Source organism: Bifidobacterium sp. LH_491 (genome assembly GCF_056356495.1).
The window spans coordinates 1,895,191-1,917,351 of sequence record NZ_JBKEUI010000001.1 but is presented as its reverse complement, the minus strand read 5'-3'; the positions used below and the strand labels follow the sequence as shown (position 1 = coordinate 1,917,351).

20 protein-coding genes and 2 tRNA genes are annotated in these 22,161 nt (G+C 57.7%); 12 read left to right on the top strand and 10 right to left on the bottom strand.

From position 1 onward, the window contains the following. Positions 1-10: 10 nt before the first annotated feature. The 6 genes from AC1AWK_RS07275 to pgi all read right to left on the bottom strand — a co-directional run bounded on the left by AC1AWK_RS07275 (position 11) and on the right by pgi (position 6,522). Complete coding sequence (locus tag AC1AWK_RS07275; RefSeq protein WP_476569385.1) at positions 11-1,507, bottom strand: ABC transporter permease; 1,497 nt, start codon at positions 1,505-1,507, stop codon at positions 11-13. A gap of 2 nt (positions 1,508-1,509) precedes the next feature. Beyond that, positions 1,510-2,298: an ABC transporter ATP-binding protein gene (locus AC1AWK_RS07270; protein WP_476569383.1), complete on the bottom strand. Its 789-nt coding sequence runs from the start codon at positions 2,296-2,298 to the stop codon at positions 1,510-1,512. A 149-nt stretch (positions 2,299-2,447) separates the two neighbouring features. Continuing rightward, positions 2,448-3,185: a ribonuclease HII gene (locus AC1AWK_RS07265; RefSeq protein WP_476569694.1), complete on the bottom strand. Its 738-nt coding sequence runs from the start codon at positions 3,183-3,185 to the stop codon at positions 2,448-2,450. A gap of 20 nt (positions 3,186-3,205) precedes the next feature. Further along, on the bottom strand, positions 3,206-3,961 hold the full coding sequence (gene lepB, locus AC1AWK_RS07260) for a signal peptidase I (RefSeq protein ID WP_476569381.1): 756 nt from the start codon (positions 3,959-3,961) through the stop codon (positions 3,206-3,208). A gap of 141 nt (positions 3,962-4,102) precedes the next feature. Next, positions 4,103-4,471, bottom strand: a complete 369-nt coding sequence (gene rplS, locus AC1AWK_RS07255) for a 50S ribosomal protein L19 (RefSeq protein WP_476569379.1) — start codon at positions 4,469-4,471, stop codon at positions 4,103-4,105. 353 nt (positions 4,472-4,824) lie between these two features. Further along, complete coding sequence (gene pgi, locus AC1AWK_RS07250; RefSeq protein WP_476569377.1) at positions 4,825-6,522, bottom strand: glucose-6-phosphate isomerase; 1,698 nt, start codon at positions 6,520-6,522, stop codon at positions 4,825-4,827. Between the two features lie 345 nt (positions 6,523-6,867). Between pgi and AC1AWK_RS07245 the strand changes: the two genes are divergently transcribed. The 3 genes from AC1AWK_RS07245 to AC1AWK_RS07235 all read left to right on the top strand — a co-directional run bounded on the left by AC1AWK_RS07245 (position 6,868) and on the right by AC1AWK_RS07235 (position 8,228). After that, positions 6,868-6,943 (top strand) — tRNA-Thr (locus AC1AWK_RS07245). A 78-nt stretch (positions 6,944-7,021) separates the two neighbouring features. Beyond that, a tRNA-Leu gene (locus tag AC1AWK_RS07240) sits at positions 7,022-7,103 on the top strand. 135 nt (positions 7,104-7,238) lie between these two features. After that, positions 7,239-8,228, top strand: a complete 990-nt coding sequence (locus AC1AWK_RS07235) for an AEC family transporter (RefSeq protein WP_476569375.1) — start codon at positions 7,239-7,241, stop codon at positions 8,226-8,228. Positions 8,229-8,287: 59 nt separating this feature from the next. Here AC1AWK_RS07235 and AC1AWK_RS07230 read toward each other — a convergent pair whose 3' ends face one another. Continuing rightward, a complete protein-coding gene (locus AC1AWK_RS07230) occupies positions 8,288-9,490 on the bottom strand; it encodes an ABC transporter substrate-binding protein (protein ID WP_476569373.1) in 1,203 nt (400 codons plus the stop codon). Positions 9,491-9,703: 213 nt separating this feature from the next. Between AC1AWK_RS07230 and AC1AWK_RS07225 the strand changes: the two genes are divergently transcribed. After that, positions 9,704-11,662, top strand: coding sequence for a glycoside hydrolase family 20 zincin-like fold domain-containing protein (locus tag AC1AWK_RS07225; protein ID WP_476569372.1), 1,959 nt, complete (start codon positions 9,704-9,706; stop codon positions 11,660-11,662). Between the two features lie 119 nt (positions 11,663-11,781). On the opposite strand, the gene AC1AWK_RS07220 is transcribed toward AC1AWK_RS07225, so the two are convergent. Both AC1AWK_RS07220 and rph read right to left on the bottom strand, forming a co-directional pair. Further along, positions 11,782-12,474, bottom strand: coding sequence for a non-canonical purine NTP pyrophosphatase (locus AC1AWK_RS07220; protein WP_476569370.1), 693 nt, complete (start codon positions 12,472-12,474; stop codon positions 11,782-11,784). A 94-nt stretch (positions 12,475-12,568) separates the two neighbouring features. Further along, positions 12,569-13,333 carry a ribonuclease PH gene (gene rph, locus AC1AWK_RS07215; RefSeq protein ID WP_476569368.1) on the bottom strand — a complete coding sequence of 255 codons (765 nt, stop codon included), beginning with the start codon at positions 13,331-13,333 and terminating at the stop codon, positions 12,569-12,571. Positions 13,334-13,545: 212 nt separating this feature from the next. Here rph and AC1AWK_RS07210 point away from each other — a divergent pair, with 212 nt between their 5' ends. Then, positions 13,546-14,919, top strand: coding sequence for a nicotinate phosphoribosyltransferase (locus AC1AWK_RS07210; RefSeq protein ID WP_476569692.1), 1,374 nt, complete (start codon positions 13,546-13,548; stop codon positions 14,917-14,919). Between the two features lie 102 nt (positions 14,920-15,021). After that, the gene (locus tag AC1AWK_RS07205; RefSeq protein WP_476569366.1) at positions 15,022-16,035 is read left to right on the top strand and encodes an aldo/keto reductase; all 1,014 of its coding nucleotides are present in this window, start codon (positions 15,022-15,024) and stop codon (positions 16,033-16,035) included. 134 nt (positions 16,036-16,169) lie between these two features. On the opposite strand, the gene AC1AWK_RS07200 is transcribed toward AC1AWK_RS07205, so the two are convergent. Next, entirely contained in the window at positions 16,170-16,502 is a 333-nt protein-coding gene (locus AC1AWK_RS07200; RefSeq protein ID WP_476569364.1) for a DUF3039 domain-containing protein, read from the bottom strand. Between the two features lie 97 nt (positions 16,503-16,599). Here AC1AWK_RS07200 and coaD point away from each other — a divergent pair, with 97 nt between their 5' ends. The 6 genes from coaD to ilvB all read left to right on the top strand — a co-directional run bounded on the left by coaD (position 16,600) and on the right by ilvB (position 22,068). Continuing rightward, positions 16,600-17,094: a pantetheine-phosphate adenylyltransferase gene (gene coaD, locus AC1AWK_RS07195; RefSeq protein WP_476569362.1), complete on the top strand. Its 495-nt coding sequence runs from the start codon at positions 16,600-16,602 to the stop codon at positions 17,092-17,094. Between the two features lie 62 nt (positions 17,095-17,156). Next, positions 17,157-17,846 (top strand): cell division protein, encoded by a 690-nt coding sequence (locus tag AC1AWK_RS07190; protein WP_476569690.1) that lies wholly within the window; start codon positions 17,157-17,159, stop codon positions 17,844-17,846. A gap of 133 nt (positions 17,847-17,979) precedes the next feature. Further along, on the top strand, positions 17,980-18,579 hold the full coding sequence (locus tag AC1AWK_RS07185; RefSeq protein ID WP_476569360.1) for a YceD family protein: 600 nt from the start codon (positions 17,980-17,982) through the stop codon (positions 18,577-18,579). 98 nt (positions 18,580-18,677) lie between these two features. Further along, positions 18,678-18,872, top strand: a complete 195-nt coding sequence (gene rpmF, locus AC1AWK_RS07180) for a 50S ribosomal protein L32 (protein ID WP_476569358.1) — start codon at positions 18,678-18,680, stop codon at positions 18,870-18,872. A gap of 85 nt (positions 18,873-18,957) precedes the next feature. Next, complete coding sequence (rnc, locus tag AC1AWK_RS07175) at positions 18,958-19,800, top strand: ribonuclease III (protein ID WP_476569357.1); 843 nt, start codon at positions 18,958-18,960, stop codon at positions 19,798-19,800. A gap of 96 nt (positions 19,801-19,896) precedes the next feature. Next, entirely contained in the window at positions 19,897-22,068 is a 2,172-nt protein-coding gene (gene ilvB / locus AC1AWK_RS07170) for a biosynthetic-type acetolactate synthase large subunit (protein ID WP_476569355.1), read from the top strand. Positions 22,069-22,161: the final 93 nt, after the last annotated feature.

The window sequence follows — 22,161 nt, the reverse complement described above, 5'->3', positions numbered from 1 at the left end:
ACATAACCCGTCAATCATCGGCCCGATAATCCGTAGCCTGCAGACCGGACGCCACTCGATTGGCGGCCCATGTTCCCACCGACACCAGTCCAAAGCACAAACCGATACCCGCCGCGAACAGCACCAGCGTCTCCGGACGCATCATTACCGCGCCAAACATAGGCAGCATCAACATCATCGAGCATCCGGCGGATACTGTCACCACCTGCCGTAACGGCAGCATGACCTCCTCGAACCGAGCCTTACGCAGCATCCCCTCGTCCGCTCCTTCCCAAACGAGCGCACGATAGTGGTCAGCTTGATCATACACACTTCCCGCCTGCATAATGCCGCTCGACACCGACGCCAATACCGCCGCGAAGGCCAGCGTCACCACGCCGCCCAATCCAATATCGCGGAACAACGTCACACTCACCGTATCTTGCACGCCACTTGACACAGCAACGGTTGCAAACACCCCGCATATCGAGGTCACACCAGCGATAAATACGGCGAGCGCCACACCGGATACGTTGCGCCAGGCGCGTTTCGGATCAGCCAAAATCCTACGTGCGGCCAGCATACGCGCTGCGGTTTTTGGATGACGCGCATGATGCCGTGCCCGGCAGGCCACCATCCAAGTTCCCACGAGATTCATCAGTCCCAGCATTCCGGCGAATACCCCGCATACCACCGCAATGGTTATGCCGATACCACATACCGTGGCAAGGCTTGCACGCATTCCGAGCGCCGATAGCGCCGCTGCCATGGCGATGACGAATACCGCAACGCGCCACCGTGAAGGCAATGGCTGAGATATTTTGGCACTGACTCCCAATGGCGTAATGGCCACACGTCGAAGGGTAATGAGCGACGAGCCTAATGCAAGCAGCGTTATCGCCGCAACCGTAACCATTATGACACCAACGCCCACCCATAATTGCGCGAAGGTGAACCGTTGGTTCTGGAACGGCAACAGCATCACCAGCGGCATTAATGCGATATAGCCGACAACCCCGAACCATGCGCCGATGAAGGCCTGCGCCGATGATTCGAATGCAGTGAGTCTGACAACCTGCCCTGTGCTGGCCCCAATCAGACGCAGCGTCGCCAATCGCGCGTCACGCCTGCCTGCAGCCAGTCGTGCCGCCGCAGCGGCCAGCGTCGCTATCGGTACGCACAATAATATCGCTGCGAACACCGCCAATATCACATAAGTGGATGCTACGTCAGTCGCCATATCCTGTGATGTGCGATCGGACCATGCCGCCAATGCCAAAGGATCACACCGCGTGACATTGAAAAAACAGCCGACGGTGTGGTCGGCGGACGCGCGCGATATGAACGCGTGCACGCCACCCAATACCGTGAGTAGCAACGACGTAGAAGCGGCGAACGCGACCACGGCCAGTATCGAGGGCAGACTCACTCCGACTCTTCGCCGCCCTATCGATATCGCATCCTGTCCACGTCGATGCCGGCAATGATAGTGGCCATGGACCAACCTCCACAACGTCCACGTACTCATCGTCATCCTTTCCGCTCCACCGTCAGATAGCCATCGCGCATCACCATGCGATCGTCGCAAAACGAAGCCACCGACGCATCATGGGTCACCACCATTACCGCAGTACCCAATGCACGGCAGGTGTCCATCAATAGCGCCATAACGTCGCGTCCTGTCTGCTGGTCCAAGGCACCCGTAGGCTCATCCGCAAACACTACGCGAGGACGGATGGATAACGCTCGGGCTATGGCCACGCGCTGCATTTGACCGCCGCTCATCTCGCCAGGCCGGCGTGCGGCAAGCTGGCGTAGCCCCAACCGTTCCAGCCATGCAATGGCCGTATCGGTGGCTCGGTCATAGTTACATCCCTGCAGCATCAATGGCAAGGCAATGTTCTCTACAGCAGGTAGCTCCGGCAATAACTGTCCGGATTGGAAGACAAAACCGAAATCCTTTCTACGCAACGCGGTGCGCTCCGCGTCCGACATGGCGGCAAGATCGCGTCCTTGAAACATCACCGTGCCACTTGTAGGGCGCACAATACCCGCCAGCACATGCAGCAACGTTGATTTGCCGGAACCCGACGGCCCCATCACCGCTACGGATTGCCCCGGAACAATAGCGCATGATACATGATTGAGCGCACGGGTCGCCGTATCCCACTGCGCGTGGTCAACGGGAATGCCGGATACCGGATGATCCAAGGAACCCGATGTCTGCCCCGACATAGCATAATCCATCACTACATCGTTTGCCCACAGCAATCCCGTTGATGCGTCGCGCCCCGACGTTGTCACATTATATGTTGTCATGCCAATCACAGTATGAGGGCTGGTAGCCTTGCGCCATCGGACGACGGCATGAGTTTTCCCCGCTATTCATCCGCAAGAATGAATAGATGCACCTCGGGCGACCATTCAGCAACGATAATCCGGGCAACACAACGGACGAAATCCGACGGTCAGGTTAAATGCCAGCTCAACCGATGCAACGCCGTAGGACCATACTCGGCAATTGCCGCCCGATGTGCAGCCGAACCATAGCCCTTGTTCTTTTCCCACGCATATGGCGCAAACCGAGCATTGCCCCGAGCCACATCGACCATCAGCCGATCACGAGTCACCTTGGCCAACACCGCCGCCGCAGCCACCGACGCACAATGCCGATCCCCCTTTACCTTGGTGATGACGGTAGGACGAACTACCACTTCCGGCGCGTCGAAACTATCCACCGCCTTGGTGATGTAATCATGCGGGCCGTCAAGAATGACACCGACGCTCATACCCTCCCGCACTGACAGCGTCCTCTCGACCTCGCGCAATGCTCGCAACGCCGCCACTCCCAAGGCATGTCCGATACCCCATTCGTCGATTTCCTCATTCGACGCCTGACCAATAGCCCATGCCGCACACCATTGTTGCAAAGGCTCAAACAACGCTTCACGGCGGCGCTCCGTCAACATTTTGGAATCGGCCACGCCTTCGGGAACTTGCAGATCATATACGTCCCGCGACCAAATCGCAGCAGCGCCAACCATCGCCGGACCGGCTAACGCTCCACGCCCAACTTCGTCGCAGCCAACAATCACATCATGGCCCGCATCCGCCAAAGCAGTCTCCAACTGCAAAGTGGGCGACGGCTTCTGTCCGCCACCTTCATCCACAGACACCGACTCCGCCGGACGGGCATGCCCGGACATATCCAACGTCACATCCACGTTCACTGACCAGCGCTACGATCCGGAACCTTATCGAATACTTCATGATGGGCGTCCAACACCGTCCACCGCGACACCGGCCAATAGGTAACCAACGCCACGCCCACTACGTCACTAATCGGTACCAAACCATGAGCACCATCATCCTGATGGTAGCGAGAATCGGCGGAATGCGAACGGTTATCCCCCAACACAAAAATATGCCCAGGAGTCACCGTCACACTAAAGGGAAACGAACTAGGTTCCTCACCCTCCGGAAGATAGGCGCTTTCGTCAATCGGCACACCATTAATGGTAATTGGAGCCCCGCCGCCCCTGCATTCCACGGTATCCCCGGGAAGACCAATCAAACGCTTGATCAAATCATCGCCAATCCAACCATTTTGCTCCTCCGACTGCAACCAATTCGCCGGATCCTTGAACACCACGATATCGCCGCGCTGCAAAGCAAACACACCCGGGGTCAACTTGGTCGTAATCACCCGGTCGCCGGGAAGAATCGTATTTTCCATCGACCCCGATGGAATCACATACATGCCGAACAGGAAAAGACGCAGCAGCAGCAATATAATCGCCGGCAGGCATATCACCACAACCGTACCCAACTTACTACCTCTGCGACGATGCACCGGATCTTGGGTCGGTTCCACCACGCGCATCGGCAACGGCGATGGATCAACCGCATGCCCCGCCACACTCATCGTATATTCGTCGGTATCACGCTGAACCTCAGGATACGGGGTAGGCTCTGGCTGCATGGTTCTCCTCGATAGTCAGTGCAGGGTCGCGTTGCGCCACCGGCAACGCATGCTTCGTCTCATTGTACTATTGCCATATATGAAAAACGGTTCGGAAACCATAAAAGTTCCCAAACCGTTTCCCCGCATTCAGCGAAAACTTCACGCCTTGGCGCTGTTGTCGCGACGCTCGACGATACGAGCGGCCTTGCCGCGCAGAGCGCGCAGGTAGTACAGCTTCGCACGACGCACACGACCCTTGCGCACCAACTTGATGGAGTCGATGGACGGGGAGTGCAGCGGGAAACGACGCTCAACGCCGGTGCCGAAGCTGATCTTACGCACCACGAAGGTCTCGCGCACGCCGCCGCCCTGGCGCGCGATCACCACGCCAGTGAAGGTCTGGATACGGGAGTTGTTGCCTTCCTGGATCTTCACGTTCACGTCGACGGTATCGCCAGGACGGAACGCCGGGATCTCCTCGGCGGGCTTCATATGCTTGGCATCAAATGCCTCAATAGCGTTCACCATTGCTATTCCTTACACGCTGCCGCATATCAGCGCATGCTCTGGGACGCGCGCGGATGCGCGCCCGGTTGGTATTCCTCAGGATTTGCCCTGCGGAAGCGTGCCAATCCGCCGACGCATGATGCTCGGCTGGACTCAAGGGAAACGCACGACTATGCGGCGCCCGCGTTTCGACACATCGGAGCAAAAGTATATCCACACTGCTGGACGCAATGAGACCACACCTTGCCTATACTCTGCCCATACCCTGCCACATCCCGGCTGCCCCCACCTACAACATTGGACCGGTGCCCAAACGGCACCGGTCCAATGTTTCATGGCGCAGCTCTTACTCCGCGCCTAAGCGCATGACGCGCTTAGAACTGACGATTCGCGCGATAGAAACGAATCAGCGACTGGGTGGACGCATCCTGCGCCGCCAGCGCCTCGTCATCCTGCGAAATGGCCGGGGTGATCTGCTTGGCAAGCTGCTTGCCCAGCTCGACGCCCCACTGATCGTAGGAATCCAAGCCCCACACCGTACCTTCGACGAAGGTGATGTGCTCGTACAGAGCAATCAGCTCACCCACCGCGGCCGGGGTCAGCGCCACACCGAAGATGGACGTGGTCGGACGGTTGCCCGTGAACACGCGAGCCGGGACGATCTCCTCCGGCGTACCCTCGGCGCGAACCTCGTCGGCGGTCTTGCCGAACGCCAGCGCCTTGGTCTGCGCGAAGTAGTTGCCCAGGAACAGCTCGTGCACATCCTGGTCGCCATCCTTGGTCGGGTTCGGCGTATTGACGAACGCAATGAAGTCGGCCGGAATCAGCTGGGTGCCCTGGTGAATCAGCTGATAGAAGGCGTGCTGACCGTTGGTGCCCGGCTCGCCCCAGAAGATCTCGCCGGTCTCGCTGGTCACCGGAGTGCCGTCCCAACGCACGGACTTGCCGTTGGACTCCATGGTCAGCTGCTGCAGGTACGCCGGGAAGCGGTGCAGATACTGGTCATACGGCAGCACCGCATGGGACGCGACCTTGAAGAAGTTGCGATACCACACGTTCAGCATGCCGAGCTGCACCACGACGTTCTTCTCAAACGGCACGGACGCGAAGTACTCGTCGACCGTGTGGAAACCCTGCAGGAACTCCTCGAAACGCTCCGGTCCGAACACAACGGCCAGCGACGTGCCGACGGCGGAATCGACGGAGTAACGGCCGCCAACCCAGTTCCAGAAGCCGAACGCATTGTTCGGGTCGATGCCGAACGCCTCGACTTTGTCCAACGCGGTGGACACCGCCACGAAGTGCTTGCGCACGGCTTCGGCGGCCTGCTCGTCGGATCCGTCGATGGCGCCGGAAGCCTTGAGGGCATCCAGCAGCCAGGTGCGGGCCACGCGAGCGTTGGTCAGGGTCTCCAACGTGGTGAACGTCTTGGACACGACGATGAACAGCGTGGTTTCCGGATCGAGCCCCTTGGTCTTCTCCGCCAAATCATTGGGATCGATGTTGGACACATAACGAGCGCTGATGCCTGCGTCGGCGTACGGCTTCAGTGCCTCGTACACCATCACCGGGCCCAGGTCGGAGCCACCGATACCGATGTTCACCACGGTTTCGATCTTCTTGCCGGACACGCCCTTCCATTCGCCGGAACGGACCTTGTTGGCAAACGCATAAATACGGTCCAAGGTGTCTCGCACGTCCTTGACGGCATCCTGTCCGTCAACCATCAATGTGCCGACTTCGCTTGCAGGACGACGCAGCGCAGTATGCAGCACGGCACGGTCCTCGGTGTTGTTGATGTGTACGCCGGAATACATCGCCTTGGTGCGCTCATCCAGCTTGACGGCTTTCGCCAGATCGGCGAACAGCGACAGCGTCTCGGGCTTAACGAGATTCTTTGACAAATCAATGTGCAGATCGCCCAGCTCGAAGCTCAGCTTTTCCACGCGTTCGGCGTCATCGGCAAACCACTGCTTGAGGCTGATGCCGTCGTTCTGCAACTCGTCATAATGCTTCTGCAGCGCCGCCCACTCAGGGGTTTTGGTGGCGTCAACGGGAGGATTGATGGCCATGGGATTAGGTCCTTTCATATCACCACAAAGCGGTAGTTATGTCCCGAAGACGGTCAGGATCTCACGAAACCTGCCGCACCACGGTGGCATATGCCTACCGTCGCTTGTCATCTCACAAGATACTCACAAAAGCGGACAGACCAGCACACTGGTAAGACAGACACCGCAAACGTTGTCATTGCGGCTTTGCCAACAACTCCCCCAACCACGGCATCCCCAAAAACGCAGCAACTCAAGGACCCCACACCGTATGACACCCCGCGACACAGCCAATTGGACAAATCCTGATATTCAGCTACAATATCTTTCTTGTGTGCAGAACACGGTAAGTTTTCTGAAGCATACGCCACTTTAGCTCAGTCGGTAGAGCGGCTCACTCGTAATGAGCAGGTCGACAGTTCGATTCTGTCAAGTGGCTCCATCACCCTAGATGGTTCCACCGTCTAGGGTTTTGCATATCAGCTGGCGGTCACCTACGTGCCTCCACTGCATGCATCACGCGCGAGTGGCGTAATTGGTAGCCGCGCAGGATTTAGGTTCCTGTGTCTTCGGACGTGTGGGTTCAAGTCCCATCTCGCGCACCCTTTTCGCTACTTTGCCATACCTTCGATTCACCGGCCCCACGAAGGGTTACGATGGAGCATGCCCCATACATGCCCCCATAAGGGATGGCGGCACGGCACACTACATAACGCACGAAAACGAGGTGACTTCCCATGCTGCAATCATGCACACTGGTGCTCATCATCCTCGCTGGATACCTCTGCAAGCGATGCGGACTGTTCGGAGCGAAAGACTATCGAGTCTTGCAAACCGCCGAATTCAACCTCGTCCTTCCCGGCGCCATCATCTACTCGTTCGCCACCAACCCACACGACCTGCACCTGTTATGGGTATCGGTATTTGCCGTCATCGTCGCCGCCATACCGCCGATATGCATCTTCCTCACCACACGTCGAACGCCGGTGACGCGCCGTACCTTCCTCATGCTCAACGGCTCCGGATTCAATATAGGATGCTTCTCGTTCCCCGTGTTGCAATCCCTCATCGGCCCTGCAGCCCTCGTTCCGGCCGCCATGTTCGACGTTGGCAATTCCGTCATGGTGGCCGCCGGAACCAACGTCATGACGCAATCACTGTTACACATACAGCCAGGCAAAACCCTTGCCGAACAGCATGCCAGCGACGCTCCAACCCTGCCCCACCAGCGTCCACAAGACAAAGACGCAAGACGCTTGGCGCGCCATGGCATGTATCGTACAGTCGCCAAAGGTTTCTTCAGCTCGGCCTCTTTCGACACCTATCTACTCATGATTGTGCTCATGCTGATGCAAGTACCGATTCCCAGCTGGATCGCCACCATATGTCAGCCGTTCTCCTCAGCCAACACCTTATGTTCCATGCTGATGGTGGGGCTCCTGATGGAACTTCCCAACTCCATCGATGACGTCAAAGCCGTGGGCACCGTGCTCGCCTGGAGACTACCCTGTTCCGCCCTGTTCGCAGCCGCTGCCTGGTTCCTGCTGCCATTCGACCCCATGGTGCGCGAAGCCGTAGCCATATGCTGCATGGCTCCGACAGCCGTGTTCGCCACCATGTTCACCGACCGTGTGCTGGGCAATGCCAAACTCGCAGGATTCACGCTGTCGCTTACCGCAGTCATCGCCATCATGCTCACCACGATGTTCCACTGGCTGGTTGGTTGATATATAGGGGCACCCAACATGGACGCCCCGCCTTAATCTTTGCCATCAAGCACAACTGGTTATTGAGAAACCTGATCCCACTTCTCCTGCAGATCCTGCAGCATCTCCTGAGGCGTGGCCTTGCCCTGAATCAACAGCTGCTGCTGCGCAATCTGCTCAGCTGTCATTGCCGTATCGCCCTTGGGCCACTTCACCCAATGGAAATGACCTTTTTGCAAATACTGCTCGATGACGTCCTTGAACTCTGCCGGAACCTCGCCATCGTAATGCTTGGACAATGACACCGTGCCAGTGTTTTCTGTCAGCACCTTCAATCCGTCGGCGCTATTAATGAACGACAGGAAGGTCTTGGCAGCCTTCTGCTTCTCCGGGCTTGCCTTGGAGGAGATGGAGAACGCCTGATCGGGACCGCCGTTCACTGTGGGTTGGCCGCCGGGATACGCGGGAATCGGCGCCACGGCCCAGTTAATGCCAGACTTGCGCAAATCATCCAAATCCCAAGCACCGGAACGGTATACCGCCACATCGCCCACAAAGAAACTTTGCTTGATCTGATCACCGCTCAACGACACCGTCGACTTCGGCAGTACACCAGCATCGACGATTTTGATCCATTCCTGCAACGGCTTAAGCCACTGCTCTTCAAAGGTCTTCTTGCCATCCCAGATCGGCTGATCCAAATCGCCTCCGGTGGCCATGCCTTCCTTTTCGTAGTAGCTATCCAACAAACCCGTAAATGTGCCGGACATTTCCGACCCAGTTTCCAGGAACGGAGTAACACCCTGCTTGTGCAAGGCTTTGCCCATTTCGATGAACTCATCCCAGGTGGTCGGGAACGTGTCATAGCCGGCTTTCTTCAGCAAATCCTTGTTGTAAATTAGCGCGCCGACCCAACCTGTCACGGGCATGCCATACACCTTGCCGTCCATGCTGTACGGAGCAAGCGTGGCAGCGTCAATCCCATCCAGCATATCGTCGCCGGTCAGATCCAACGCCGCACCGGCACGCATGACATCGCCCGAAAGATTGTACACATCGGGAATTTGGTTACCGGCAGCCCGTGTTTTCAGCACTTCGTAATATTGAGTAGAGCTCGAACCATAACTCACATCAACTTTGATTTCCGGATGCGCTTTTTCGAAAGCCTCGACCACTGGCTCTATATTTTTACGATTAAGATATGAGTAGAAGCTGATAGTCACCGGACCGTCCGAAGATTGTGCGCCGCAACCAGCAGCGCCCGTCATAATTGCCACCGCCATACACGAAGCCGTAATTGCCGTTATTCGCCTCATACCTCACCCTCTCCATTGGGGACAAATTATCTGTGCGCCATTTGCACAAATAGATACCTCTAGACACTAGTGCAAGATATATCTAGTTGTCAATACGTATTGAAATTATGAGGAAAAGCGAGACACATCGCCTTCAACAGGTGACAAGACGCACATTGCCGGCATCAGCGAGGACACGACATGACCAATGCCCCCATTATCATTCCGCAGCCACGGCAATGCATTATATCTGATGCCCTACTGCGCACAAACACCATTCGACACATCACCATTCCCGAGACAGCCGTCCAGGACTGCCAATCCACGGCGGCACGACTGCAGAATGACTTGAGACAATACGCGAATGTTATCTGCGGCATCAACACGGGGCCTACGCCGAAGCGCACATCCATAACCTGCACTCTATCAACCGAAATTCCAGCACAGGCTTATCAACTCGCCATCAATGATGGCATCAGCATCACCGCCGGCAATCCCCCAGGACTGCGCCACGGTATGCAGACTTTGCGCATACTGTTACGGCAATACGGCGACGCATTGCCGCAGTTGCGCATCGACGACCATCCGACATTCGAAACGCGTTCTTATATGCTTGATATCACGCGAGGCCGAGTGCCCACGCGCGAATGGCTACTGCATTGGGTCGAGCAACTTGCCCTCGCCAAATACAACGAACTGCAGCTCTACGTGGAACATGCATTTACGTTCCCCGACATCCCTTCTTCCGAATCCCACCAAGCATCATACGACCCCATCACCAACGACGACATCCGAGCCGTCGCGCAATGCTGCGGTGAACTGGGCATACGGCTTGTACCCGCGGTCGCCACCATCGGACACCAATACATGCCTATGCGCACCACGACCCACCGTCATCTCGGCGAACGACCCGACTTGGCCGATCGCCCCTTCAGCTTCGTCGAACGCCAACTTCACCACACCATCAATACCGCCGATTCGGAAGCCATACGTTTCGCGCAACATCTCATCGACGGCTACAGCACGCCGTTCCATGCCGATGCCTGCAATATCTGTGCAGATGAGCCTTTCGACCTCGGCACCGGAATTCGTGATGAACATGGCATCCCGCTCACCGGACCAGAAACCTATGCTACCGCGGTACGACAACTTTGCGAACACACTATCAAACGCGGCATGACTCCTATGATATGGGCCGACGTACTGGCGCGGCATCCGCAACTGGCCACAACCTTGCCTAAATCCACCATACTGCTCAACTGGCAATACGCACCTGACGTCACCGACGACACCATCGCCACCCTTGCCAGCACCGGGCACCCCCAATACGCCTGCGGAGCCGTCCACGCCTGGAACTCGCTGCTGCCGCGCATCGACGACGCATGGCACAACTGCACTCGTCTTGCACAGCACGCACAGCGCCACCAACTTGCGGGATTCATGGTTACCGACTGGGGCGATTACGCCCACCTTAACGACCCCACCTCCAGTATTCCCGGATTATGGTACGGTGCCTGCGCCGCTTGGAATCCAACTCATCTGCACGAGCCCGAAGCACGAGATTCCATCGAGCACGCCATCAACGTACTCGCCTATCAAGGCCAACCTATACTGCAACTATATCGACAACTGGCCGCATGCGTTACGTTCAGTTGGGAATCGTTGGTACGCTTCGTAGAATTGAGCGTCAGCGATAACCACCGCGCCAATGACGATGTCATAAGAACCATCATGTCGTGGGCAGCATACGAGGGGCTTGACTGCCCCGACTTGCATGTCGGTATGCCAGTCGACGAGGCCCGCCAATGCTATCTGCGCACGCTCGCCCCATGGATTGACTGCACCGAACAAGCCAATGCAACCATCATCCGGTTGATACGCCAGCGCTATGACAACAACGCCACAAACAACAAACCCGACACATGTGATACATACAATAGGCAATACCTAGAGCATCTTCGCATACTCGCCGAAGGACAGGTAATATTCAATCGACTGGGCCATCACCTACTACACCATGACGACCCCGATGTCATCGCCGACATCGCCGCATGGCGCAGCGATTATGAACGATGCTGGTATCATTCCAGCCGTACCAGCGAACTGTGGCGAATCCACAACATGCTCGATGATGCATGCGCAATTGCATCACAACATTAGAGCCAATACGCCAACAGGGCATCGCCATACTTCATGTCAACACCCCGTTCCACTGAACTCAACTCGGACAGAGCCTACATCACTGAACGACATACTGACGTATCAGTTTTCCACTAGATTCATGCCATCAACCGCGCGATGGCCGGCATCAACGCCGCCAACGCTTTGCCGCGATGGGAGATGGCGTTTTTCTCTTCGGGTGTCATTTGCGCCGAGGTCAATGGCTCGTCGTCCTCGCCTATGCGCGCGGGCTGGTCGTTCGGCACGAACAGCGGATCATAGCCAAAACCATGCTCGCCGCGCGCCTCACGCAATATCACGCCACGCATCTCACCCAATTGCACCGTTTCCTCGGCGATGGCAAAACGCTTGCCATCGCAGGCTTGCGCATCACCTTCAGCCATGGGCTCGGACTGAGGTACCACCAACGCGGCTGCACAGCAGAACCGCGCCGTACGCTGCATATCGGGAATATCGCTGATTTGCGCCAACAGCAAGGTGTTGTTCGCGGTATCATCGCCATGCACGCCCGCCCATCGCGCGGAGAGAATGCCCGGAGCGCGTCCCATGACATCCACAATGAGTCCCGAGTCGTCCGCAACCGCAGGCAAACCAGTGCGCTGCGCCACGTCACGCGCTTTGAGCAGAGCGTTCTCCTCAAAGGTCACGCCATCCTCTACGGGATCGGGCAGCTGCAGTGATCCGGCTGACACCAATTCCACATGCTGCACGTCGCCACCGAGATGATCGGTCATGATACGGCGCATTTCCGCCAGTTTGCCTTCGTTGTGAGTAGCCACCACGATCTTCATTGCCAACTCCTCCATTCATAGCCCGCATGACGTACGTCCACTTCTTGCAAGGATCACACTCACCTGTTCCGCATGACCCGCACAAACAAGCCGTTTAGTCTTGATCCAATGCCTTGCGCTGCGCGGACTGCAACGCACGATTGCCACGCTCCGCCAAATCCAACAACGCGTTCAGTTCGTCACGGGTAAAGGGCTGGTGTTCCGCCGTTCCCTGAATTTCAATGAACGCGCCAGAGCCTGTCATCGCCACATTCATATCGGTCATGGCCTGACTATCTTCGATGTATGGCAGGTCCAGCATGGGCGTGCCATTGATCACACCTACCGAAACCGCGGAAATGCAATCGGTGAGCACCCGGTCCGCCGAACGAATCATGTGGTGGCGCTCCGCCCAACGCAGGGCATCCACCATCGCCACGTATGCGCCTGTCACTGAAGCGGTACGCGTGCCGCCGTCGGCCTGCAGCACATCACAGTCCAGCTGAATCTGGTTCTCACCCAACGCCTTCATATTGACCACGCCACGCAGACAGCGTCCAATCAGACGGCTGATTTCATGAGTGCGCCCACCGATCTTGCCGCGCACCGCTTCGCGATCGGTACGTTCTGCGGTGGCTCGCGGCAGCATCGCATATTCTGCCGTTACCCAACCCAAACCGGAGTCCTTACGCCAGCGCGGGACCCCTTGGGTGAATGTCGCCGTACACATCACGCGGGTATTGCCGCATTCGATCAATACCGAGCCTTCCGGAGCGTCCGTGAAATGACGGGTGATACGCACGGGACGCAACTCATCCACTGCGCGTCCGTCAGCACGCAGCACCGTGTTGCCATTGAGCATGTCTTTGATTTCAACCATGGCTTCCAACCTACCTGTGCGGGGCAACATATCACCAGCTCCCTGCCTCACCCACCGCACACAGCCGCGTCGGCATCGCGCCACCGTCGCACCACAACACTACGCTTACTTGTAAGCACAGGACGGGCCACCTAGATCGTTCCCCGCCCAGGGATAAGGATCGTTTCGCCAATACCGCCCGGTTGCCGACACGGCAATATGGACATGCGGCCATATGGCGGCACGACTTAGATGAACACGCAGTAGAAAAAGAGGCAGTCATGGCTGATTATTCACCGGCATTGATGACCGACATGTACGAGTACACGATGCTGGACGCCGCCCTACGCGATGGCACGGCAAACCGCCCTTGTGTTTTCGAGATCTTCACACGACATCTGCCCCAAGGACGACGATACGGCATCGTGGCCGGCACCGGCCGTATCCTCGACGCGCTAGACAACTTCCATCTTGACAACGATGACCTTCGTTTTCTTGCCGACCGCCACATTGTCAGCCGCGAGACACTCAATTGGCTGGAGCATTTCTCCTTCAGCGGTTCCATCAAGGGCTACCGCGAGGGCGACGCATTCTTCCCCAATTCACCGATCCTGCAGGTGGAAGGTACGTTTGGCGAATGCACCCTGCTGGAGACCTTGTTCCTGTCTATCCTCAATTACGATTGCGCGGTGGCTTCCGCAGCTTCCCGCATGACCAGCGCCGCCAACGGACGCCCGTGCATGGATATGGGCGGCCGACGCACTAATGAGTGGGCCGCCGTGGCCGCGGCGCGTGCTGCCGTGGTGGGCGGTTTCCAGGGCACGGCAAATCTGCTGGCCGCGCGTCTGTACGGCTTGAAAGCCATTGGTACTGCCGCCCATTGCTTCACATTGCTGCATGACAGCGAGCGCGAGGCTTTTGCCTCTCAAGTCGCCGCTTTGGGTACGGATACTACGCTGCTGGTCGACACGTATACCATCGAGGAGGCGGTGCGTACGGCGGTGGATGTGGCAGGGCCCGAACTTGGCGGCGTGCGCATCGATTCCGGCGACTTGGCGGCGATGGCGCAGCGCGTACGTAACCAATTGGATGCGTTGGGCGCAACACATACGACGATTACGGTGACCAATGATTTGGATGAATATGCGCTGGCATCCCTGCAAACCGCCCCGGTGGATGCCTATGGCGTTGGCACTATGCTGGTTACGGGATCTGGCGCCCCGACCTGCGGCATGGTGTATAAGCTGGCCGAACGTGCCGATACGGATGGCACGATGCGACCCGTAGCAAAAAAATCCAAGGACAAGGCCACGGTACCGGGACGCAAATTGGCCTTCCGCGAATACACCTACAATCTCGCAGAATGCGAACATGTAGTGGCCGGCAGCGAGGATGCGCTGCACGGCTTTACCGCACCCGATAATTGGCGCAATCTGCTGGTGGATTATGTCAATCATGGCAATATCGATCCGCAGTATCGCGGACACGACGCCATTATGGCGGCGCATGACTATCATGCGCGCACAATGGAGCAGCTGCCTATCGCCGCACAATCCTTGATGAAGGGCGAGCCGGTAATTCCCACGATGGTCACTGTGCTGGAATAACGTCATAGCTTGCGCCACTATACCTTCGGCGTAACTCAATGCCACGCAGGAGCAACGGTACACTAGTCATGATGGTTTGACCGTTTCCAACGAAGGAGCATTATGGTTGACGACGACTGGCGTACCCCGAATCCCACCCGATACGACACTATGACGTATCGCCGCTGCGGTCACTCTGGGCTGATGCTGCCGGCGATTTCGCTTGGCTTTTGGCATAATTTCGGCGATCACACACCATATGACACCATGAAACACATGGCCTGCACGGCCTTCGACCATGGCATTACCCATTTCGATTTGGCGAACAACTACGGCCCACGACCCGGCTCTGCGGAAATCCACGCGGGGCAGATCCTGCGTGAATGCTTCTCCCATCACCGCGACGAACTCATTATCAGTTCCAAGGCCGGATACCGCATGTGGGACGGCCCTTACGGCGATTTCGGCAGCCGCAAGTATCTTCTGGCGTCGCTGGACCAAAGTTTGGCACGCCTCGGCCTGGATTATGTGGATATTTTCTACCATCACCGCATGGATCCGGACACACCCCTGGAGGAGACCATGGGGGCGCTGGCGCAGGCGGTAACCAGCGGCAAGGCTTTGTACGTGGGCTTATCGAATTATGATGGTGACACCTTGGAGCGTGCCACGGCATTGCTGTCCGACATGCGCGTGCCTTTCGTCATCAACCAGAACCGGTACAACATCTTTGACCGCACCGTGGAACGCAATGGCCTGAAAGACACCGCCGAACGGCTTGGTAAGGGACTGATTACCTATTCGCCTCTGGCTCAGGGACTGCTCACCAACCGTTATCTTGACGGCATTCCCGCCGACAGCCGCATCGCCAGCGACGGCCGGTTCCTGCACTCCGGCGACTTAACCGCGGCACGGCTCTTGCAAATCCGCGACCTGCAGCACATCGCAGACCAGCGCGGGCAGACGCTGGCCGACATGGCTCTGGCGTGGCTGCTGCATCACAAAGCCGTCACTTCAGTGCTGGTGGGAGCATCTCGTCCAGAGCAAATTCTCGATGATTTGGGAGCGATGCGCGACACCACCTTCAGCGAGGAAGAGCTGCGTGCCATTGACGCCATCGCAGCTCGCGAAGTGTAATCGCCCACACCGATTACTTATGCCAATGGGCGGCATGTCGTCATATACGACACGCCGCCCATCTCGCGTTATCACCGTCGCCGAACTATGGGATGCGCCAGCCAGCCACCCTACAAATCACGATGTGGCACAGGCTAACGACGCCCCATCTCATCGTAAATACGCTTGCAATCCGGACATACCGGATACTGCGAAGGATCATGCTTGGGTACCCACACTTTGCCGCACAATGCCACCACAGGCCGACCAGTCATGCGCGATTCGGCAATCCGATCGCGCGACACGTAATGCGCGAAACGATCGGCGTCGCCGTCATCGGTGCGTTCGGTTCGCTCCTCGACTTCGGGGCGCTCCAGCACCGCAGCACCCGTCCCCACGCCAGGATCAGACAGTGGCCCCAACGGCTCCGCCTCATCGGTTGCCGGCACGGCCGACCATCCCTGCACGCACCGGATTGATGTCTTCATAATGATGCTCCTTGCATATCGACGCCGCGTTGGTCGCGCGACTCACTGAATCCATCATAGAGCGTCGCTGCCCGTAGCGCGCGGTAGGCTTGTGGCTATGACCATCGCCGTATGCCCAGGGTCGTTTGACCCCATCACCGCAGGACACTTGGATGTCATCAAGCGCTGTACGCGCATGTTTGACGAAGTCCATGTCGTCGTGGCAATCAATGCTGCCAAAACACCGTTGTTTGACATTGATACCCGTATGGACATCATCCGCCGCGCCACCGCAACACTAGATACCCCCAACGTGCGCGTCGCCTCTACCGAGGGGCTGATTGCCGACTACTGTAAGCAAGTCGGCGCTCCGGTTATGGTCAAAGGCGTGCGGCAAACCGGCGATTACGAATCCGAGTTGAGTATGGCGCTCGTCAACCGCAAGCTGGCCGATATCGAAACACTGTTTCTGCCAGCCAATCCCCAAGTAGAATACATTTCCAGCTCCATCGTCAAAGACGTGGCCCGACACGGCGGCGATGTTACCGGCATGGTGCCGGATTGCGTGATTCCATTGCTACACGAAGCTCTGCACACAGAAAAGAGGCACTGATGGACGACACGAACGAATACCGCAACAATCACACCGCCGAAGCCTCTCGCGACGCGGACACCATGACTACCGGCGCAACGCAATCGTCGGGCGAAGCGGGAGCCACTTCGGTCCGCCCCCTGTTCGCCATGCAGGATCTCCCCGACCTGCGCGACACAATATCGTCCGCAGGCACTCCGGACGGAGCATCCCCCAGCCATGCCGAATTCACCACCGTGTACGACATCCTTGATTCGCTGGAAGAAGAACTCGACAATGCCAAAACCGGCTTGGGATTCTTCTCCGGTACGGTGAAAGTTGACCGCGAACGCATGCAGACACAGCTGGACGAACTCAAGAAAATGCTTCCCGTGCAATTGGAACGCGCGTCGGCCTTGATGCGTGAGGCGGAACGTCGTTTGGAAAGCGCCCAGACACAAGCCAACGCCATTATCTCCTCGGCGCAAAGCCGGGCGGCGGATATGGTGCGCGAAGCCAACGAACAGGCGCAGTTCCTAGCAGGGCAAGAGAATATTACGAATATTGCCCGTGATCGCGCACGAGACATGCTCGATCAGGCGCAAGCCAAGTCGGATCATTTGACGCGCGGCGCCGACCAATACTGCGTGACGGTTATGGAAGGCTTGCAGCAGCAGCTGGACAAGGTCAGCCATGATCTGCAGGGTGGTTTGCAAGTGCTGCGCGACCGCCAGCAGGCAGCCAGACAACAATTGCCCAGCCTGGATGACGAGGATATCGAAACGACTCACTAACCACGAATCAGGCCGGATATCAGGCGCCAATCCCGAAACAGCGTACGCCATGATACACCCGCGCAGTTTCGCACGGTCTCTGATCTCCCAAGACACCACATCCAAGCACAACCACCAGCAGAGAGGAATACCGATGAGCAGACCAGCCGATTCGCCGTGGGCCATTGCCGTCGCGCAAGTAGCCATGCGCCCCGGCAACAGCGCCGACATTGACCAAGATTTTCCCGCCCCCAGCGGCATCGGCGACGACATTATCGGCGTGCGGGAAAACGAACCGATTCATGTGCGCGGCACCATCGATTCCCTGGTGGACGGGCTGATGATGAACGCCGAACTCAGTGTGCCGATTCACACCGAATGCACGCGCTGCCTCACGCCGCTGCGCCGCGTGTGGACGGCGCAAGCCACCGCATTGTTCCCCTATCGCGACGATCCTCGGCTGGCACGCCAAGAACGCAACGGCGAACGCGATATCATCGCCGGCGAGGATGAGGCCGAGGACGTGTATCCGATGAGCGCCGACGGCGCGTTCGTGGATATCGAGGCGCTGATTCGTGACGTGTTGGTTGAGTCGCTGCCCTTGCAGCCGGTATGCGATGAAGGCTGCTTGGGATTGTGCCCGCAGTGCGGCGTCAACCTCAACGACGAACCAGATCATCATCACGATACGACGGATATTCGCTTCGCCCAGCTGGCGGCGCTGAAGGCGCAGTTGGAAGCCGAACAGCAGTGAAACACGCCACCAATGGTTCATCGTCATGCTTTGTACGCACCATGCGTTAATATCTTGAACGCTTAAGCTCAAACGTTTGAACGAAATAGAGGAAAACCATGGCACTGCCTAAGTACAAGACCTCGCGCGCTAATACGCGCTCGCGTCGCGCCAACTGGAAAGCGTCTGCCGCGCAGACCGTGAACTGCCCGAACTGCAATGCTCCTGCGCTGCCGCACATGGCTTGCCCGAGCTGCGGTTCCTTCCGTGGCCGCGTTTATCGCGAAGCCATTCGTTCCGCCCACACCAAGTGAGCGACTGAATAGGCAACCAAAGACCCTGCCATCGACGGGTGGCGGGGTCTTTGCATATCCCTTCCATCACAGGAGCATATTGATCATGACCGCACGCACTCGACGTATCGACCCGTCCTCCTCCGCCACTGTGGCATCCACACCGGCAACGCCACCGTCTAACCATGCCACACGTCATGACGCTGTTGCCAATGCTTCCGACCATGCTGCGACGCGCACCAGCGTCGGCGACCATACCGACGACGGCAACGCACTGCTTGATGCCCTGGGCACCACCATTCCCCCCGAATTGCTGGTACAGGCACTGACTCATCGTTCCTTTGCGCATGAACATGAGGGCGCGCTGCATTATGAACGATTGGAATTTCTTGGCGATGCCGTACTGGAATTGGTAGCCACCGAAACGCTGTTCACCACGCACCCCGATAAAAGCGAAGGCGATCTCGCCAAAATGCGCGCCAAAGCGGTATCCGAAGATTCCTTGGCACATATCGCCACCGAAAAACTGCATGTCAGCCCATATATTTTGCTGGGCAACGGCGAGCGGCGAGCGGGAGGAGCTGAAAAAAGCTCGATTCTGTGCGATATTGTCGAAGCGTTAATCGGCGCAACCTTCGTCACCCACGGCATTGAAGAAGCCCGCCGTGTAGTGCATCATCTTATCGACGACACCTTGGCGGAGGTTGCCACCGAAGGCCCCGCATTGGACTGGAAAACTTCGCTTACCGTGAAAGCCAATTCCATGGGCTTGGGCGAGCCACGATACGACACCATTACCGACGGTCCCATGTCCGCTCCCGTATTCACGGCGAACGTGATGCTCGGCACCAATGACGACATTGTCGGTACCGGCACCGGTTCCAGCAAGCGCAAGGCGCAGCTCGCCGCTGCCGAGGACGCATGGCATCGTTTGGACACGTCCAAGTAACATGCCTTGGCTGTCCGTATGCGGCGTCGCAACCCAACGCGCCATACCCTAACCGCACTATAACCCATAGTGCCGTAACCGTAGCAAGGAGTAACCATGACCGCCGACCGCCCTCACACCAACGGTCAGTTAACCGGCGCGCAGGCCGTCATCCGCGGCTTGGAAGACCTTGGCGTCACCGAAGTGTTCGGCATTCCCGGAGGCGCGATTTTGCCGGTATATCATGCGATGACCGATGATACGGCATTCCGCTTTACCCTTACTCGTCACGAGCAAGCCGCCGGGCATGCAGCCGAAGGCTATGCGGTGGTTACCGGCAAGCCGGGCGTCTGCATCGTCACCTCCGGACCGGGGGCTACCAATATGGTGACCGCCATCGCGGACGCCCATCTCGATTCCGTACCGCTGGTGATTATCACCGGCCAAGTCGCCGCCGACGTGCTGGGCACGGACGCTTTCCAGGAAGCCGACATCACCGGCATCACCTACCCCATCGTCAAACACTCCTACCTAGTCACCAACGCCCAAGACATCCCCCATGTGCTCGCCGAAGCCTATGCCATCGCCCAAGAGGGCCGCCCCGGTCCAGTAGTGGTGGATATTACGAAAACCGCGCAAATAGGCATATGCCATTATGACGGCGTTCCCATGCCGGAGCGCAAGAACGTCGACGCAGGCGATTCTTATGCCAACCCAAACCACGCTGATGCTACCAGGCGCAGTGATTGCCAGCATCAGTTGGATCAGGCCAGCGCCATGCTGCAACACAGCGCACGACCAGTGTTCTACGTAGGCGGAGGCGCCGTGCGATCGCGGGCGGCACAAGCCTTACGCGAGATGGTAACGCTGAGCGACGCTCCGGTTGTCACCACACTTCCGGCACGCGGCATTATCGATGACAACGATCCACATGCCCTAGGCATGATAGGTATGCACGGCACCATCGCCGCCATAGGAGCGGTGCAGCATTGCGACTTGCTTATTGTGGTGGGCGCACGATTCGACGATCGCGTCACCGGCAAACTCTCCGCATTCGCACCCCACGCCGCCGTTATCCATATCGACATCGATGCCGCCGAAATACATAAAAACCGTAAGGCTGATCTTGCAATGCACGGCGACGCAGCAACCGTACTCAACGCTTGGTGCGCGCACTTGCGCGATGTACTCTCCCGTGAAGCCGCGCCCGACCGTGACGCATGGTGGCGCAAGCTACGCACCTGGCAAGAGCAATATCCCCTCGATTACCGCAAGCCCATCGACGGCACACTGGCCCCGCAATGGGTGGTGCAGGAACTCGCACGGCAGACTTCGCCAGACACCATATGGGTTTCGGGCGTGGGACAACATCAAATGTGGGCCAGCCAATGCATCGCCTTCCATCAGCCCAATCATTGGGTATCCTCATGCGGTTTGGGCACCATGGGTTTTGGACTGCCAGCGGCCATTGGCGCCGCGCTTGCCGCGAATGCCGGCGTCCGTGAAGACGAAGGCCACACCGCCCCCGTCTGGCTCATCGACGGCGATGGCAGTTTCCAAATGACCAGTGAAGAACTTGCCACGGCGGTACAGGCTCGTTTGTCGATTCGCATAATGATCCTGAACAATTCCGCCTACGGTATGGTGCAGCAATGGCAACGCCTGTTTTATGAGCGCCATTACTCCCATACCGACTTATATGATGGCAATGGCACCGATGCGCATATAGCCGCACCCGTCCCGGATTTCGTTCGCTTGGCCCAAGCGTATGGTTGCGTGGGATTGCGTGCCGAAACACCCGAAGAGGTACGCGAAACCATCGCACACGCCAAGACGGTCACGGATCGCCCAGTGTTGATTGATTGCCGTGTGAGCCAAACTGCCGAAGTATGGCCAATGGTGGCCGCCGGCGCTGCGAATGACGACGTGACGTATTTGCCGGGCATTACCCCGCTGTCCAGGCAATCCGATGACGCCACCATCGCCGTCAATCGCGCAACTGGAGTCGAGGCCGACAGTAGCCCACAGAGTGCAACTAGTGTCACCGCAGCAGAACTTCGCTCGTATCGCCTCACCATACTGGCAGCAAATCAGCCCGGCGTGCTGACCCGCATTTGCGGATTGTTTGCACGTCGGGCTGTGAATATCGATTACATCTCCAGTAAGCAAGACCATTCTGGCTTGGCATGTATTACGGTAAACGCCGTCATGCATGAGCGTGCATGGCACCATATTATTGCCCAAATACGAGCTTTGCGGCAGATACACAACGTGTATATCGACGCATAAATTCCATGGCTTCTTTTCGACCACAGTTACACACTGGGCAACATTTTCTGTAGAACCCTGATATAACGGGTGGGGGCACAAGTCCATAGACTT

Bases quoted from the DNA above. Each gene is read 5' to 3' on its own strand.
- AC1AWK_RS07190 (WP_476569690.1), top strand. From the start codon at position 17,157: ATGACTACCGGCGCAACGCAATCGTCGGGCGAAGCGGGAGCCACTTCG.
- rnc (WP_476569357.1), top strand. From the start codon at position 18,958: ATGACCGCACGCACTCGACGTATCGACCCGTCCTCCTCCGCCACTGTG.
- rplS (WP_476569379.1), bottom strand. From the start codon at position 4,471: ATGGTGAACGCTATTGAGGCATTTGATGCCAAGCATATGAAGCCCGCC.
- lepB (WP_476569381.1), bottom strand. From the start codon at position 3,961: ATGCAGCCAGAGCCTACCCCGTATCCTGAGGTTCAGCGTGATACCGAC.
- AC1AWK_RS07185 (WP_476569360.1), top strand. From the start codon at position 17,980: ATGAGCAGACCAGCCGATTCGCCGTGGGCCATTGCCGTCGCGCAAGTA.
- ilvB (WP_476569355.1), top strand. From the start codon at position 19,897: ATGACCGCCGACCGCCCTCACACCAACGGTCAGTTAACCGGCGCGCAG.
- AC1AWK_RS07225 (WP_476569372.1), top strand. From the start codon at position 9,704: ATGACCAATGCCCCCATTATCATTCCGCAGCCACGGCAATGCATTATA.
- AC1AWK_RS07275 (WP_476569385.1), bottom strand. From the start codon at position 1,507: ATGAGTACGTGGACGTTGTGGAGGTTGGTCCATGGCCACTATCATTGC.
- pgi (WP_476569377.1), bottom strand. From the start codon at position 6,522: ATGGCCATCAATCCTCCCGTTGACGCCACCAAAACCCCTGAGTGGGCG.
- AC1AWK_RS07200 (WP_476569364.1), bottom strand. From the start codon at position 16,502: ATGAAGACATCAATCCGGTGCGTGCAGGGATGGTCGGCCGTGCCGGCA.
- coaD (WP_476569362.1), top strand. From the start codon at position 16,600: ATGACCATCGCCGTATGCCCAGGGTCGTTTGACCCCATCACCGCAGGA.
- AC1AWK_RS07205 (WP_476569366.1), top strand. From the start codon at position 15,022: ATGGTTGACGACGACTGGCGTACCCCGAATCCCACCCGATACGACACT.
- AC1AWK_RS07230 (WP_476569373.1), bottom strand. From the start codon at position 9,490: ATGGCGGTGGCAATTATGACGGGCGCTGCTGGTTGCGGCGCACAATCT.
- AC1AWK_RS07220 (WP_476569370.1), bottom strand. From the start codon at position 12,474: ATGAAGATCGTGGTGGCTACTCACAACGAAGGCAAACTGGCGGAAATG.
- rpmF (WP_476569358.1), top strand. From the start codon at position 18,678: ATGGCACTGCCTAAGTACAAGACCTCGCGCGCTAATACGCGCTCGCGT.
- AC1AWK_RS07235 (WP_476569375.1), top strand. From the start codon at position 7,239: ATGCTGCAATCATGCACACTGGTGCTCATCATCCTCGCTGGATACCTC.
- rph (WP_476569368.1), bottom strand. From the start codon at position 13,333: ATGGTTGAAATCAAAGACATGCTCAATGGCAACACGGTGCTGCGTGCT.
- AC1AWK_RS07265 (WP_476569694.1), bottom strand. From the start codon at position 3,185: ATGTCCGGGCATGCCCGTCCGGCGGAGTCGGTGTCTGTGGATGAAGGT.
- AC1AWK_RS07270 (WP_476569383.1), bottom strand. From the start codon at position 2,298: ATGACAACATATAATGTGACAACGTCGGGGCGCGACGCATCAACGGGA.